Raw genomic sequence first — 15,815 nt, 5'->3', positions numbered from 1 at the left:
GTCCGTGTCGCGCCGAACTCCAAAAACAAATATCAATGTTTCCAGACACTTGAAGAAGAGGGGTACAATGAATCAGCGCTTCCAATTGGGCGCAGGGCCCGCTCGGCGGGATTGTTGTCGATGGCGACACGACCATCTTCCAGGAACAGGCAGAATGAGGACCATCGGCTCAGGCCGTAACGGAAGGCACTCGCCAGATCGCCCTTTCCCGGAATGCGGCTCAGCTGCGCCTCGGCCCAGACGCGCAAGGCTTCGACTTTTGCCTTGCTGTGCTTTTGACGTGCGGCCAAGCGGATATCGGCAGACTGACCGGCAATGTCGCGTTCGACGTCGTAAAGCGCACCGATACGATCGAGAGCCTCACGTGCGATCTCGGATTTATTCGAGGTCCAGATATCGTGGAAGTCGCGTCGCCAATGCGCCCAGCAGGCTGCCTCTCGGAATCGGGGTGTCCCATCCGCTCCAGGGTCATAAAGCTTCCCGTAGCCTTTGTAGCCATCGGCTTGGAGAATGCCGCTCGCCTGCCTGAGGTGATGGTGGACGTGGTCTTCCTTCCAGTCCGAAGCGAAGTAATAAACCGCACCCGGTGGAGCCGCGCCCGCCCAGGGACGTTGATCGCGGACATACGTCCAGATCCTGCCCTTCTTCACGCCTTTGCCCAACCCCTTGTCCCGCAGAGAGCGATCGAGCACCCGGATCGGGGTGTCGTCGGCATGGAGAAGGTCGCTTCCCATGATCGCGGCCTCGATCCGCTCGATCAAAGGCTGAAGCACCTGCATGGCGCGACCGCACCAATCGACCAGCGTGCTGCCGGGAATGTCGGCGCCCATGCGGGCGAAGATCTCGTTCAGGCGATACAATGGCAGATGGTCGTCGAACTTCGAGACGAGGATGTAAGCCAGAAGGCCAGCACCTGCCATGCTGCCCGGTATGGGACGGCTTGGTGCCGGCAACTGCACCATCTTTTCGCAACAACGGCAGGACTTCTTCAACCGAGCGACCTCGATGACCTTCATCTGCGCAGCGATCATGTCGAGGATTTCGCTTACGTCCTCGCCGACAAGCCGCAGTTCACCGCCGCAATCGGGGCAGCAGGTACCAGGATCGAGTTCTTTGCGCTCGCGAGCTGCCTTTTCCCGGACGGCGGCGCATAGTCTTTTTGGGCGTGCTTGCCACAGGCGCGGCAGGCACTGCCTCATCGACCTCATCGAGCGGCTTGGTGCTGCTTTCCGATGCGGCGATTAAAAGATCCTCCAGCGCCAGTTCCAGCTGCTGGATTTCCCGTTCGATCTTTTCAGAGGACTTGCCGAAGACCTGCTTCTTCAGCTTGGCGATACGCAGTCGCAAGGACTGGATCAGTTGGTCATGGACCTGCAACGTCGCCGACATCTTCGCGTTTTCCGCCTGCAAAGCGGCGATCATTGCCTTCAGGAAGGCCGGATCATCGGGAAGATTTTGGGGGGCATTCGACATGAGCCTGACTACCATAGGTCAGGACGAAGATCCATAAAAACGAGTAGAATCAGAAGGATAAATTAACCGACACGCGCCGGTGGGGCACCCCAGTTGGGACGCCGCCAATCAATTCCTTCCCATAACATCGCCAATTGCGCCGTTGTCAGGCGAGCCGTCCCATCGGCGGTCGACGGCCACGGAAAGCGGCCCCTCTGGAGGACCTTGTAATAAAGGCAAAAGCCCTGGCCATCAAAATAGAGAAGTTTCAAACGATCGCCGCGCCGGCCTCGGAATGCAAAAACCGCACCTCCTGTCGGCTTCTGGCGCAACACGTCCTGCGCAAGCGCCGCCAGACCCTCGATCCCTTTTCGCATGTCCGTTATCCCGCAGGCAAGATACACTCGAACACCAGTTCCCGGTCCGATCATGCCGACTCCACCGCCCGGATAAGCCGCGTCAGGGTGGCGGCATTCACGCCGCTGTCGAAGCAAAGGCTGCGGCCACAGGTCAATCTCAACTCGATCATACCAGAAGGGTCCTGCTGGTCCCCACGGCGCTCGGTCTGCACGGCATTCATATCCACGGGAACAAACACCGCATTCGCAGACGGCGACGACAGGCCCTTCTTCTTCAGCTCACTGCGCCAGGTGTAAATCTGCTGTCGTGTCACATCGTGTCGCTGCGCAACCTCAGTCACCGTCGCCCCGTCGATCCCAACCGACATGATAATCTCGAGCTTCTGTTCGTCGCACCACCGGCGCCGCCGTTCCTGCCCCAGAATTTCCACACGCATCACAAACCTCGCCTAAGACACGTCCTTAACGACGTCGTTAAGGACGTGTCTTAGGCCATCACGACGATAGCCGGCAGGCGGTGACAATCGGGCGGTTACCTTGCTCACCTAGCTAGGCTAAAGGAAGAACGCAGGGTTTGGGACTGCTCGGCTGTAGCCTGTAGCCCACGCCCGAACGAAATACATCGCGGATTGATAAAAGGGTCAGAATGCTTCTCGATAGAGAGCCAGCGCGTCTTCTTCACTTACTTCGACAGGGTTGTTGGCCAGAAGCCGGTTCTGTCTCATTGCAGCGGCGGCGAGCGTGCTAAGACACTCTTCCGTCACACCAACATCCCGAAGACGACGGGGGGCACCGCTTTCGATTAACAGCATTTTCATATGATCAACGAAGGCGTTGGCTCGGCTCATCGAATTCCCCTGTCCGCCCAAGTGCAGCACGTCCGCCAGTTCCGAGTAAAGAAGCGCGACCTCCTTCGCATTAAACCGCAAGACAGGGCCGAGCATCAGGGCGTTAGAAAGGCCGTGCGGAATGTGGTAACGCGCACCAAGGGGATATGCCAGCGCATGAACCGCGGCAACCGGCGAATTGGCGAAGGACTGGCCCGCTAACGTCGCGCCGAGCAGCATGTTTTCACGGGCAGTTCGGTTGGATGGCTCGTTGCAGGCGGCAATGAGATTGCCTCCGAGAAGCTTCAACGCTTCCCTGGCGAGGGCGTCGGAGAACGCATTCTTCTTGTGCTTGCTCGTGTACGCCTCTATTGCGTGAACCATCGCGTCGATACCGCTTGCAGCAGTGTGTATTCGCGGCAGCATCACAGTGAGCTCGGCATCAAGCATCACAAAATCCGCATAAAGCTGAGGCGAGACGACGCCCATCTTTGTAAATTCAGTCGTCGTAATGATGGAGATATTTGTAACTTCGGAACCTGTGCCTGCCGTTGTTGGCAGCAGGATTAGCGGCAAGCGCGCTCCCTTAACTTGATCAATGCCATACATGTCGGCAAGTGGTTGATTAGAGCTAAGCAGCACCGCGACTAGCTTTGCGACGTCAAGAGAAGAGCCCCCGCCACAGCCGACAATGATGTCAGCTCTAGCCTGTCGTCCAGCTTCGACACAATCATACACCACATTCTCTGGTGGATCGGCGATTACCTTGTCGAACACGGTTACGGCGAACCCAGCACCGACCAAATTGCTAATGATTGGGGCAACGAGACCCGCTTTTACGAGGCCAGCATCAGTAATGAACAGCGCGTTGCGTGGCTTAAACCGCGCTGCGATGACATTGCCGAGTCGTTTGGACCCGCCCCAAGCGATCTTCATTGCCGGCACTGTCTGGAATTCGAATTCTTGCATCTGAAACCCTCGGTCGCTCGACCGGCTTACCCAAAGCACCGCCGCAACTACACGTTACACAACTGAGAAGTTCTGTCGGTTTGCATCTCGGCATCCTTGCTCAGAGCGGCGGTCGCTTATGTGCCCACGGCTGGATCTGTTCAAATGCGGCAGCCGCCTGTAGTACACCGAGGTCGTCAAAACGCTGTCCGACGATTTGCAGACCGACAGGCAGCCCGGCTGAAGTGAAACCACATGGCACACTCGCGGCCGGGTTCCAGGACATATTGAAAGGATAGCTGAAATCGATCCAGTTGAACTCCTCCCATGGATCAACAGGGATCTGTCCAGGAACTAAGGGCTCGACGGGGAAGGCGGCGACCGCGGCGGCCGGCGTTAGCAAGAGGTCCCAGTCCTGAAACCATCGATGAATGTTCGCAACATAGTCCATCTTGCGACGACGCATGGCCTCAAAACGCGAGACAGGAACATCCTCAGCCTGTTTGATACAAGCTACGAGTCCAGGGTCCATTTCTGACTCCCACTCTGAAAGAAGACCAGCAAGACCTGAGCAACTCGCCGACCAAAAGAACCGAAATATCTCCGGACCTTCGTCCGCCCAGGCGGTAGACACTTCGTGGACTTTGGCACCGAGCTCTTCGAACCGTCCCGCGGAGGCCTTCACGAGTTCGGCGACCTCGGGATCCACGCGTGCAAAACCTAGATCAGGGCTATACGCGATACGCTTCCCCCGTACGCCTTCCTCCAGTCTAGCGAGATAATTGGCAGGTCCTGCTTCAAGTGAGGAATAGTCGAGGAAGTGAGGCCCTGCCATTACTTCAAGCATCAATGCAGAATCAGCAACCGTGCGCGACATCGGGCCAACATGGGAGGTCATATCTCCCGCCGAGACAGGATAATTCGGCACCCGGCCGAAACTTGGCTTGTGTCCGAAGATTCCGCAACAGTGCGCGGGAAGACGGATCGAGCCGCCGCCGTCGCTGCCTTGGTGCAACGGACCCAAACCTGCCGCCGCCGCAGTTCCGGCGCCTGCCGAGGAGGCGCCTGCATTGTAGCCAAGCTTCCAGGGATTGCTGGTGATGCCCGTCAGCGGACTGCGAGAAACCCCAGTCCAGCCGATTTCCGAGACCGTCGTCTTCCCAAGAACGATCGCACCCTGTTCGCGCAAACGCGTAACCAGCGGTGCATCTTCACTCGGTTGGTGGCCTGCGTAGATTTTGCTCCCTTGCTGAGTCGGCATGTCCTTGGTTATCTGCAAGTCCTTGATGGTAACAGGTACACCATGCAAACGCCCCAGATTCCGCTTGCCGCTCATAAGATCAGCTTCCGCTCTTTTCGCATCGTCTAACGCTTTATCTGCTGCCAGATGAGCGAAGACATTGAGCTTGGGTTCCAGCGCCTCAATACGGTCTAACAACGCCCGCATGTACTCTACTGGCGAAATCTTCCTGGTCCGGATAAGCTTGACCAGCTCAATCGCAGTCATGTATCCGATCGTTTCAGAGTCCATAATGTGCCTTCTGTTGTATTGTATTTGTTGATCCCGAATGCGGCTGCGAAATTCATTCACGCAGAAGCAATCCTCAGCCGCCAGATCGTTGTGAAGATCATTCGATCACAAACAGCTTGCGAGGCACCTTTGAAAGGAATTCAACCTTGCCCTCCGTAATCAGAATGCTTTCCGTAATTTCGATGCCCCAGTCGCCATACCAGAGCCCAGACATGAAGTGGAAAGTCATACCCGGGCGCAACTCGGTCTTGTCTCCGCTCCTGAAGCTGGCGGAATTCTCGCCCCACGCCGGCGGATACCCCATACCGATCGGATATCCCGACCGGCTCGTCTTTTCGAAACCGCCTCGAGCGAGTGCGGCAGTGTATGCCTTCGAGATGTCCTCGCAACAGTTCCCTGCCAAGGCCTTCTCGAGGCCAGCCTCCATCCCCTCGAGGACGGCCTTTTCCGCATCAAGTATCTGGGAGGTCGGCTGCCCCAGATAGTATGTTCGCGAAAGTGGGCAATGATAGCGCTTGTGCACGCCTGCCAACTCGAAGAAAATACTCTCATTTGCCCGAATGGGCCTGTCTGTCCACGTTAGGTGAGGGGCAGAGGCATCCGCACCTGCGCCAAGGTTCGGTACGCAAGCCGGATAGTCTCCCCAATACCCGTCAACCCCGCGAGTACCAACATAAGAAAGTTCGGCGATGACGTCGGACTGCTTGACGCCTGGGCGCAGCACGTCTGTTACCCGTTCATACATGGCTTCGACGATCTTCCCAGCACCGCGCATGTATTCAATCTCGCGGGGCGACTTCACGAGTCGTTGCCAGTTAATGAGGCGATCGGCGTTCTTAAATTTGGCGTTAGGGAGCGAAGCGTAAAGGGCCTCAAAAGAGGCGGCGGACAGGCAGGAACTGTCTTTTTCCACGCCGATTATTGCAGATCCGTGACCTTCGTCTGCAACGATTTGTCCGAGAACCGACATCGCATGCAGAGTGTCGGACTGGACGTATTCGTCCCCATACCATTTTATCCGGTCCTCACTAATGTATGCTGTTCGACGGCAGCCGTTAGCGTCCATGCGCCGACCAAACCAGAGTGGGTCCTGATCCTTAGAAACGACCACACACTGCGGTACATAATAGGAGCAACCATCGTATCCGGTCAGCCAGCCCATGTTGGCGGGGTCCGTAACGACCAGCAGATCGAGTCCTACTTTCTCCATCGCATTACGCGCCTTGTCGAGCCGGCTCTTGTATTCAGATATCTCGAATCGCAGTTGCGCTTCACTCATCTTAGATCCTCCACAATCGTTAGCTGGTCAGCGCTAGCGACTCCCATGCAAATCATTTGCGATTATGCTTTTCCATGTTGTCGACCAATCAAATAATGTGGACCAAACCCTTGGTTTCTAGGTCAGGAGAAACCTCCGGCCGAGAGGACAACCTCACCGCTCTGGCTCTACGGTGATCGTTCCCCCGTTTCGCTCGAAACGCTGGCTATCGTCAGGCGGCAGAGATCCGTAATGTCGTAGATCGGCAACCCTACGGTACGGCGAAGCGCCTTTGTGACGACAGGGAATCCCGTGCACTCGAAGAGCAGCATTCCGATTTCGGGATGCTCCGCATGTAGCCGTGCGACACAAGCGTGCACCTCACGCTCGATCTGATCAAGGTCAGTGCGAACAAACGGGCGCGCCAGCGTGTTTCGCATGTAATCGCCATCTTCAATACCGCCGATGACCACGCGAGCGCGATCGGCAGGCGTTTCGAGTCCGAGCAAATCTTCACTGCAATGTCTTGAGTCGGCCGTCAGGACGGCAATCTTTTTGCGCCGCGGCAGCTGGCGTAGCAGCATGGGGATGAGTAGCAGGCTGGACGTCACTACAGGTACGTCGACTGCCGCCGAGATCGCCGCCTGATGCCGGATAAAGAAACCGCAGTCAGCAGATATGACGTGGGCGCCTCTTGCAACCAAGCGCCGCGCAGCTGTCACGCAAGCCTCCTCAAGTGAAGCATCGCCGCGAATGACAATTTCCGGCAACGCGCCTTTCACCATCTCAGTGATGATCGGCCGGCTAAACGTCGCAGGGTTCAAGAATGATCCTGCGCGCGGACCGAGGCACGGGTCACGGGGCGGCCGACCTTCGTCAAGCTCGAGAATTCCGAGAACTAAAACGCCTTGCAACGGCATGATTGGGTCCTGTATCTCATCCGCTCCTGAGCGGTACGACTCCGTTCGAGTCAAGGCTTGGCAAAGTGGCCTATGGATCGAGGGGGAGCACTCACTCTGCGGGTTTCTATCGAAGAACGGGATGGTGTGCAACAAATGTTTTACATGGCCACGCCTCAGCACAAACGCGTCTCCTCTGCCAACTGCTGGACGTGCTTTAGCGAGGCCTTCTGTGAGCACTTACTGCGAGGAGCGCTCTAATCAATTTGAAGGCAATTTGATTGACCTTCAGGCAGATCCGACCACTGGCTAAAGCTACCGGTTCAGGGAGATGTCCTAAACTTCACTGAGTACCATGCGCGGGCGCAAAACGCCACCTTCTGAGTTCACCAAAAAGGCACAAATGTTGACGACGATATCGAAGGCGCTGCGCGGACAAGACAAGCGGCAACAAAAGTATGTGAGCATCATTTGATCTAGGAATGCAACAAATCCCTGCAATACCCAATTGTTAACTCCGTCGTTGACAGCAGGACTTTGTCGGAGACAGCGAAATTTGGGGTATGCACCGCGGATTCATTCCCCGGCTCCTGACTGCCAAACCAGAAGTAGATTGCAGGCACGCAACTAGAATAGAATCCGAAGTCATCGCTTCCGGGTGTTGCCGGGCGTCGAACAAACTTGTCCCCTCCTGCGAGTTCAACGACAGCCCTACGGAACCGTTCGACCAAGGCAGCGTCGTTGACGACAGGTGGCTCGCCCAAATGCGACGAAAATTTCGCCCTGCCCCGGTGCATAGCAGCAGCAGCTTCCGCGACCTCTCGGACGCGTTGGACCAACATCTCTCGCCGCTCTACACTGCTGGTACGAATCGTGCCTGTCATGACAACTGATGGACAGATGATGTTTGTGGCCTCCCCCCCACTGATAGTGCCGATAGTCACGACCGCCGCGTCCTTACCGGGCATTTCGCGCGACACCACCTTTTGAACTTCGTTAATGAAGGTTCCTGCAATTGCAATCGCGTCAACGCCTTCGTATGGCTTCGCCCCATGGGACATCAAACCCTCAAACTTGAGTTCGAACTGATCAGCCGAGTTTGTTACAGCGCCCGCTCGAGCGCCATACGAACCTGCCGGGATGTCAGTCCGGACATGGAAGCCCACGGCAGCGTCGAAACCGTCGAGCAGTTTCATCTCGACTACAGAGCGCCCCCCAAGCGGCTCGGCTTCTTCCGCAGGTTGAAAGAACACGCGAAGCCTTCCAGAGAAGTCAGTGCGCATACGGTGGAAAGCCAAGGCTGTCCCGAAGGCGATTGATGCATGGACGTCATGGCCGCAAGCATGCATGACGCCATCAATCTGCGACATGAACGGCAAGTCGTTGCGGCACTCCTGAATCGGAAGAGCATCGATGTCTCCGCGCAAAGCGATAAAGCGGCCGGGTCCTGCAGCGTGGCCCACAATGTCCACATAGAGACCAGTCTTATGAAAAACCCCGGCTCCCATAACGCCAAAATGCTCCAACGCCTCCCGAATTCTCCTTTGCGTTTTCCACTCAGTGTTAGATAGTTCGGGCTCGCGGTGCATTGCGTGACGCATTTTGATCACTGCCTGGCACTCTACTTGTAAAAGTCGGTAGTCACCCAATCGATTCATTTTACTTCAGCTTTCCTGGCTATCATTTATCGCAGCTACGGGGACATTTTGATGCGAGTGAGAGACAGTGATGCTCTCAGACCTCGATGGGTAAGGCGAAGCTGGCCTTAACGCGATCCATCACGACCATGGTCTTGAACCCTTTGATGTCGGGATTGTCATAAAAGAACCGCCGGGTGAAGAGTTCATACCCCTCCATGTCTTTGGCAGTTACAATGAGTATGAAGTCCGCTTCGCCTGTGATGTAATAACCGATCATCACCTCCCGCGTGTTCCGTATTGCTGTTTTGAAACGGTCTGTGATATCCGCTCGCTCCCTCTCCAGAGCCACCAACACGATCATGGTGATAGGTCGACCGACTGCTTTTGGCGAGACGATCGAGACATCCGCTTCAATCACCTTCTCGCTGCGCAGTCGCTTCAAGCGCCGTTGACAAGCTGTTGGAGACAAGTGAACTAGGGCAGCAAGTTCCTCGGACGTTAGGCGGTTGTTTTTCTGAACCGCCTCTAAGAGTGCCAAGTCAATGCGATCCAATTCAATCATTATGACGTCCTACGAAGACGATGGCTCGTCCTAGCAGAGCACCACTTGCAGACGGTGCAGGGCGTACTAAGCCTTAAGCGAAAAGTGCCACTCTCGACCGCTACGGCAATCTGCGATGTCGGAGTAATCGCAGTGACGCTTTGTCCGACATCTGCATCTCATCTTCAGCATTCGGAGATCGACACTGCGAGCTAGTTTCATCCGCCGTTGCGGCCCTTGAGGCTAATGGATCTCAAGGCGGCGATTCTGCGTCCCGCTTACGCCTTAGTGCGACAAGATCTGACTCAAGAACAACTTGGTTCTTGCGTGTTGTGGATTTGTGAAGAAGTCATTCGGCGCACCTTCTTCAACAATTTTGCCTGAATCCATGAATATAACCCGGTCCGCAACAGCTCGGGCAAAACCCATTTCATGAGTGACGCAAACCATAGTCATGCCGTCGCGCGCAAGACTCGTCATGGTTTCGAGCACTTCTGATACCATCTCCGGATCGAGCGCCGAGGTGGGCTCATCGAAAAGCATCACAGCCGGTTCCATGCAGAGAGATCGGGCAATCGCGACGCGCTGTTGTTGACCGCCGGAGAGTTGAGCCGGGTACTTGTTGGCCTGCTCGGGAATTCGGACCCGTTCCAAAAATCGCATGGCAGTCTTCCGAGCCTCCGCCTCGGAGACACCCTTGATCCACATTGGGGCAGCCATGCAGTTCATCAGTACTGTCATATGAGGAAAAAGATTGAAGTGCTGGAAGACCATACCCACGTTTTTGCGAACGTCTGTGACGTTGCGCATTTTGTCGTGCAGTCTAATTCCATTGACGATGATGTCCCCCTGCTGATGAGCCTCGAGACGATTGAAGCACCGGATGAGCGTTGATTTCCCCGACCCGGAAGGACCGCAGATGACGATACGTTCTCCTTTACGCACTGTCAGGTTGATCTCGGTTAATACGCGAAAGGAGCCGTACCACTTAGATACGTTGGTTGCTTCAATAATTTTTTCCGCACTCATCTGACCTAGTGATTCCGAGATTGAAGTGACCGGTGCGTGATGCGCGCTAACGGCATGCAAAGGCGTGTTTCCGGTGAGGCCGTTAAGTTGGCTTAGGTTGTTAACACTCATCGGACCTTGCTCCTTGCAAAATGACGTTCAAGCCGTGACTGAGCTACCTCGAGGCAGGCAGACATTATCCAGTAGATGATGGCGGCTGTTATTAGCATCTCCATGTGATGAAAGGTCGGCTGTCCGATCGTACGAGCAAGGAACGTCAATTCCCACACGCCGAGAACCGAAACCAGCGAACTGTCTTTCAACATAGAGATGAACATATTTCCCATGGGAGGTATAATGACCGGGAGCGCCTGAGGCAGTATAATCCGGCGCATGGTCAGACCAAAACCGAACCCCATGGACCGAGACGCCTCCCATTGACCTCGGTCGATGCTTTGGATGCCCGCTCGGAAGATTTCGGTCATGTAAGCACCGACGCAAAGCGAGAGAGCTAATATTCCTGAAGGTACAGCATCCATTATGATGCCCAATTGCGGCAATCCCAAGTAGATCAAGTAAATCTGCATGAGCAAGGGCAGTCCGCGGAAGAAGGATGTATAAAAGCTGGCAATGGCATAGGCAAAACCATTACTTGAAAGCTTTGCAACCGCTGCAATGATTGCGATCATGGACGCAAATACTAGCGATATAGCTGAGACATAGATCGTGGTTACTACCCCTTGCGTGATCAGATAAGGCAAGTTCTCGGAGATGAACGGAAGGCTGAGGTTGAACGAGTCAAAGAAGGCGAGAAACAACAACAAGAGTTCCAGCCATACAATGCCGACCTGAACTTTCAGGGGTGCAAACGCGATAAACACGACGTTAAGGCAGAACACAACCGTAATCATGAAGGCAATCGCGAAACGCCCGTAGAGACCGCTTTGCTCAGGATCGCCGATCACCGGCCTCATAAATTCGCCAAACGTCGTCCCGGTTAGATTGAAGAGCATGAAAACGGCTAACACAACGGCAAAGACCGCTGCGATGAACCAAGGCTTGTGAACAAGAACCTCGGATTCTACCGTATCTTGGTACAGCATGTGAAAACCTTTCAAAACGAGGGGACCCGGTCGTTTGCCGGGCCACCAGAGGTCAGTGACCTCAGTTTTGGGCGAAGTGATTGGCCCCGAACCACTTGATCGACAGCTTAGAGAGTGTGCCGTCATCGCTCATACTCTTTACGGCTGCTGCGATCTTATCGCTAAATTCCTTGTCGCCGTGAAGAACTGCGATTGCACCAGGGGAAGCGAACAGCGGCTCTCCAAGTTGTCTCAAAGGGTAGCCGTCTTTTATGGCCTTCGCGGCTATCACTTCGTCGGCGATCGCTCCGCTGAGACGGGCACCGTCACCTATGCGGAGATCGTCCAATACGATGTTGGTGCTGTCATACCTTTTCACCTCACTTGGTGTGAATTGGTAGGTAATTGGCTCGGCCCCGATCCAGTCGGGTGTTAGTTTGTGTTCTGCGTACGATTCCGCCACCGTACCGGCCGTGACGCCGATGACCTTGCCGTCAAGATCTGATGGCTTGTTTGCTTTGCTGTCTTTATGAACGACTGCGATTACAGGGTCGTAAGCGTAAACTGCGGGAAAATCGAACTTTTCGGTGCGAGCTTTGGTAGGCGTCATCTGCCCCATAGCCATGTCCCAGCGATTTTGCCACTGGCCGGAAGTGATGACTTCCCAACTGGGGGTGACGAACTCGATCTCAACTCCGAGCGATTTTGCTACCGCCTTGGCAACCGCTATATCATAGCCATCAAGCTCATGCTTATCGTTCAAGAACGACATGGCTCCCCAGTCGGTCCCGACTGCCACCCGTAGCTTTTTTGTTGCGAGCACGGTGTCGAGGACTGCCCCAGCTTCCGCCCTGTTGGGGAGGGCCATCGTTACAGCCGCGAATGATAAAGCGACGGTCAGCCGTCGCATCAGCTTATTCATGTGATGTTCCCCGCGTTAGCGTGTTCTTGGTTTTGAAGCTCACTGGCCCTAGGATTTGAGATACGCAAGCCTCAGCTTGATAAATTACCTTGTCTAAGCAAAATGTGCAACAGATGTTTTATTTGTAGCGTTTTGCGTCAAGTGAATCTTTTGGGGCACTTCCAACTGACCGACCGGGTACGCCACCTACTTGTGATTATGAGATGGCCCGCCCCGTCTGCAAGGGTGATTTGCAGACGGGGCGGGCCATACTTTTATAGTGGCCGCTCCGCTATTTCACTGGCGACGCCTTCGTCCAGCGGAGTATCGAATGTCATCAGGATAAAGCCCAACGTGAGATAGAAGCCAACGGTGGCCATGAGGTCGAACACGGCTTCCTTCCCGATGGTGGCTGCGAGCAGGCTTTCAACATCGTGGGGGAGCCGTTTGTCGTCGAAAAGTGCGTCCACGGCGCGAGCGATCAGCCCATCCTCCCCGTCGGGCAGGCCGCACATCGCTTGAATCCGCGCATCTGAAACACCGAGTTTTCTCGCTCGACTCACATGATGAGCCCATTCGTAAGGCGACCCCATCCGATGGGCCGCTCGCAGGATGACGAGCTCTGACCGAGCGGCACCTAAAGAACTATCCTTAACAAGATGCTGACGTAGTGGAGCCCATGCCTTCAGCAATGCGGGATGGTGCGCCATTGTGCGGTACACGTTAAGTGCTCCGGCAAATCCAAGCCTCATGTCCGCAATTTCAAGTGGCCAGTCTTCATCCGTAATCGGCAGGCAAGGAGATCTCGTCTTATGTGAGCCATTCATAACGGCGCCTCAGGTCTCGATGGCGGCTTTGATCGCCGCAGCGAGACGATCCACGATCATATCGATTTGGTCGGGCTGAATGATGTAAGGCGGAGCCAGCAGTACATGGTCGCCGAACTTCCCATCGATTGTACCGCCCATCGGATAGCAAATTAGGCCCCGCTGCATTGCCTCTCTTTTGATCTTGGCGTGAATCTTACGAGCCGGATCGAACGGCTGCTTCGTGTCCTTATCCGCGACAATTTCCAACCCGCGAAATAGCCCCCGACCTCGGATGTCGCCGACGTACGGCGACTGGCCGAGTGCCGCATCAAGTCCGGCCTGGAGCCGATCGCCCATGTTGATGACGTTGGCCATCATTTCTGGGCGCTTGATGATCTCGACCACTTTGCTGGCTGCCGCCGCAGCGATGGGATGACCGATGTAGGTATGGCCGTGCTGGAACAGACCCGAACCTTCGGCAAACGCGCGATAGATCTTTTCCGACAACAGCACCGCGCCGATCGGCTGGAAGCCCCCCCCCAAGCCCTTCGCAATGGTCACCAAATCGGGAACAATTCCTTCCTGTTCCAGTGCGAATATCGTACCAATACGGCCCATACCGCACATCACTTCGTCGAGAATGAGCAAGATGCCGTACTTGTCGCAGATCTTTCTGATCCGTTTGAAATAGTCCGCCACGGGTCCCACAGCGCCGAGCGTGGCGCCGACAACCGGTTCCGCAACAAAGGCCATGACCTTGTCGCCTCCCAACTCGACGATCTTCGCCTCCAGTTCGGCTGCCAGTCGTGCAGCGTAGGTCTCAGGTGCTTCACACGCCTGCATGTCTCGATACGCATAGCAGGGCGAGACATGATGTGTTTCCGGCAAGATCGGCTTGAACTGTTCGCGGCGCCACGCATTTCCACCGGTTGCTAGAGCCCCAATTGTGTTTCCGTGATAGCTTTGACGACGTGCAATGATATGTCGGCGTCGCGATTCTCCGATTTCGACGTAATACTGACGCGCCATCTTGAGCGCCGCCTCCACGGCTTCGGAACCGCCAGATACAAGGTAGACATAATCGAGACCCTCGGGCGCCAACGCGACTAGCTGCTCGGCAAGCTGTTCAGCGATGTCGGTCGTGAAGAACGAAGTATGGGCATAGCTGATGCCCCCCATCTGCGCCTTCATTGCGTCTAGCACTTCGGGATGATTATGGCCAAGGCAACTGACCGCCGCGCCGCCTGATCCATCTATGTAGCTACGACCCTCGCTATCTGTAATGTAGATGCCTTGCCCGGCGACGGCTTTTGGCAGATTCGTACCGATGGTTCGATGGAGGATTTTGGTCATATTTGTCTCGGGCTGTTGCGGCCGGCAGTTCGGCCCTGGTTGCCAATGATTTGCAGCATTTTGCGAAAAATGCAACAACTGTTTTAGGTGATCATGTTTTGACCCATTTGTTTTCACACGTTAAGCATCAGCGCGGTCAGTGGCCGACATCAGCGCAGCGAGGATTTGACTTTTCCACTCTCCGGAGAGATGGTTCGGTTGAATTACGGCAGCCATCATGAGGCAAATGTTGCAAAAGGGTCCACTTCACGCTGACATCATTGAGCGGTTCGACGATATGTCTGAGCAGTTGCAGCAGGCAGCGCGCCATATACTTGAACATCCGCAGGAGGTCGCGCTGGTTTCCATGCGAGAATTGGCGCGCAACGCTGGCGTGCAGCCGTCAACAATGACGCGCTTGGCGAAATTCCTCGGGTTTTCTGGATATGAAGATTTCCGAGGGCAACACGCCGACGTCATTAGGGTTAGCGCGGACGGGTTCGCTATGCGCGCTATGCAGAGAGACGAGGGCACAACGAACGGTGAAGGGCTGGCGCATCGAATGCTCCAGAGCCTATCAGCGCAGATAGCTCGGCTTTGCGAATCTGATACGCTCTCCAGGCTCAGCACCTTGGCCGATCGGCTGAAGAATGCCCGCAGGATCTATGTTCTTGGAGTACGCTCCTGCCATTCGGTAGCCTGGCACTTCCACTACGTCATGACGTTACTAGGCGAAAAGACCGTCCATCTAGATGGTCCAGCCGGAACGGGCGGCGACGCGCTTATTCGCGCCACAGCAGACGACGTTCTTCTCGCCATATCAATCAATCCATACTCGCTTTATACTCTGGAACTCGCTCAGGCAGCCCGTGAAAGAGGGATAGGAGTCCTTGCAATAACCGACAGTGAGGTTTCTCCGCTGGTAACCATTGCCGAGCATGCGGTCCTTTGTTCAACAGAGAGCCAGACCTTTTTTCACACCTTGACCCCTGCTCTAGCAATCTCGGAGGTCTTGTGCGGGATCTTGGCAAACCATGACCGCAAGGCGGCCCTTGAAGAGCTTAAGCGGGTCGATCGCCACCTTTCCTCGATGAATACATACGCAACTTCCATTCCTCGACGTAAGATTTGATCTAGATGTTTGGTCCTAGTGGATGGAATCTAACACTTGGTGCCCACGTTTGACGGCAGCGATGATTTTGTCGGGATCGGCGGTCCAAGTGAAGGG

At 55.3% G+C, this 15,815-nt stretch carries 14 protein-coding genes and 1 pseudogene; 1 reads left to right on the top strand and 14 read right to left on the bottom strand.

What is annotated here, in order from left to right; genetic code table 11:
- Nucleotides 1-80: 80 nt before the first annotated feature.
- The 14 genes and pseudogenes from tnpC to ATB98_RS00740 form a co-directional block, all read right to left on the bottom strand.
- Nucleotides 81-1,473: pseudogene (tnpC, locus tag ATB98_RS00800) on the bottom strand (IS66 family transposase); the annotation flags it as partial.
- A gap of 62 nt (nt 1,474-1,535) precedes the next feature.
- Nucleotides 1,536-1,883 carry an IS66 family insertion sequence element accessory protein TnpB gene (gene tnpB, locus ATB98_RS27640; RefSeq protein WP_084435171.1) on the bottom strand — a complete coding sequence of 116 codons (348 nt, stop codon included), beginning with the start codon at nt 1,881-1,883 and terminating at the stop codon, nt 1,536-1,538.
- Nucleotides 1,880-2,248 (bottom strand): IS66-like element accessory protein TnpA, encoded by a 369-nt coding sequence (gene tnpA, locus ATB98_RS00795; RefSeq protein ID WP_066867860.1) that lies wholly within the window; start codon nt 2,246-2,248, stop codon nt 1,880-1,882. The genes tnpB and tnpA overlap by 4 nt, the downstream gene beginning before the upstream one ends.
- Before the next feature lie 204 nt (nt 2,249-2,452).
- Nucleotides 2,453-3,607, bottom strand: a complete 1,155-nt coding sequence (locus ATB98_RS00790) for an iron-containing alcohol dehydrogenase (protein ID WP_066867857.1) — start codon at nt 3,605-3,607, stop codon at nt 2,453-2,455.
- Nucleotides 3,608-3,707: 100 nt separating this feature from the next.
- Nucleotides 3,708-5,177, bottom strand: a complete 1,470-nt coding sequence (locus ATB98_RS00785; protein WP_234781834.1) for an amidase family protein — start codon at nt 5,175-5,177, stop codon at nt 3,708-3,710.
- A gap of 37 nt (nt 5,178-5,214) precedes the next feature.
- Nucleotides 5,215-6,396, bottom strand: coding sequence for a M24 family metallopeptidase (locus ATB98_RS00780; protein ID WP_066867851.1), 1,182 nt, complete (start codon nt 6,394-6,396; stop codon nt 5,215-5,217).
- 167 nt (nt 6,397-6,563) lie between these two features.
- Nucleotides 6,564-7,295 carry an aspartate/glutamate racemase family protein gene (locus ATB98_RS29345; protein WP_066867866.1) on the bottom strand — a complete coding sequence of 244 codons (732 nt, stop codon included), beginning with the start codon at nt 7,293-7,295 and terminating at the stop codon, nt 6,564-6,566.
- A 455-nt stretch (nt 7,296-7,750) separates the two neighbouring features.
- Nucleotides 7,751-8,932, bottom strand: a complete 1,182-nt coding sequence (locus tag ATB98_RS00770; RefSeq protein ID WP_066867849.1) for a M20 family metallopeptidase — start codon at nt 8,930-8,932, stop codon at nt 7,751-7,753.
- A 76-nt stretch (nt 8,933-9,008) separates the two neighbouring features.
- Complete coding sequence (locus tag ATB98_RS00765; RefSeq protein ID WP_066867846.1) at nt 9,009-9,476, bottom strand: Lrp/AsnC family transcriptional regulator; 468 nt, start codon at nt 9,474-9,476, stop codon at nt 9,009-9,011.
- A 264-nt stretch (nt 9,477-9,740) separates the two neighbouring features.
- A complete protein-coding gene (locus tag ATB98_RS00760) occupies nt 9,741-10,484 on the bottom strand; it encodes an amino acid ABC transporter ATP-binding protein (protein ID WP_066867843.1) in 744 nt (247 codons plus the stop codon).
- Between the two features lie 107 nt (nt 10,485-10,591).
- Complete coding sequence (locus ATB98_RS00755; RefSeq protein WP_066867839.1) at nt 10,592-11,566, bottom strand: amino acid ABC transporter permease; 975 nt, start codon at nt 11,564-11,566, stop codon at nt 10,592-10,594.
- A gap of 61 nt (nt 11,567-11,627) precedes the next feature.
- Nucleotides 11,628-12,467 carry a transporter substrate-binding domain-containing protein gene (locus tag ATB98_RS00750; protein ID WP_066867837.1) on the bottom strand — a complete coding sequence of 280 codons (840 nt, stop codon included), beginning with the start codon at nt 12,465-12,467 and terminating at the stop codon, nt 11,628-11,630.
- Nucleotides 12,468-12,721: 254 nt separating this feature from the next.
- Nucleotides 12,722-13,168: a carboxymuconolactone decarboxylase family protein gene (locus tag ATB98_RS00745; protein WP_234781833.1), complete on the bottom strand. Its 447-nt coding sequence runs from the start codon at nt 13,166-13,168 to the stop codon at nt 12,722-12,724.
- Nucleotides 13,169-13,282: 114 nt separating this feature from the next.
- Nucleotides 13,283-14,608, bottom strand: coding sequence for an aspartate aminotransferase family protein (locus tag ATB98_RS00740; RefSeq protein WP_066867831.1), 1,326 nt, complete (start codon nt 14,606-14,608; stop codon nt 13,283-13,285).
- Between the two features lie 226 nt (nt 14,609-14,834).
- On the opposite strand from ATB98_RS00740, the gene ATB98_RS00735 reads away from it, so the two are divergent.
- Nucleotides 14,835-15,719 carry a MurR/RpiR family transcriptional regulator gene (locus ATB98_RS00735; RefSeq protein ID WP_066867863.1) on the top strand — a complete coding sequence of 295 codons (885 nt, stop codon included), beginning with the start codon at nt 14,835-14,837 and terminating at the stop codon, nt 15,717-15,719.
- The last annotated feature ends 96 nt before the right edge of the window (nt 15,720-15,815 follow it).

It is taken from the genome of Sinorhizobium saheli, assembly GCF_001651875.1.
Taxonomy (GTDB): Bacteria; Pseudomonadota; Alphaproteobacteria; order Rhizobiales; family Rhizobiaceae; genus Sinorhizobium; species Sinorhizobium saheli.
The sequence above is the reverse complement of the archived record's forward strand: the minus strand, read 5'-3'. Positions and strand labels throughout refer to the sequence as shown.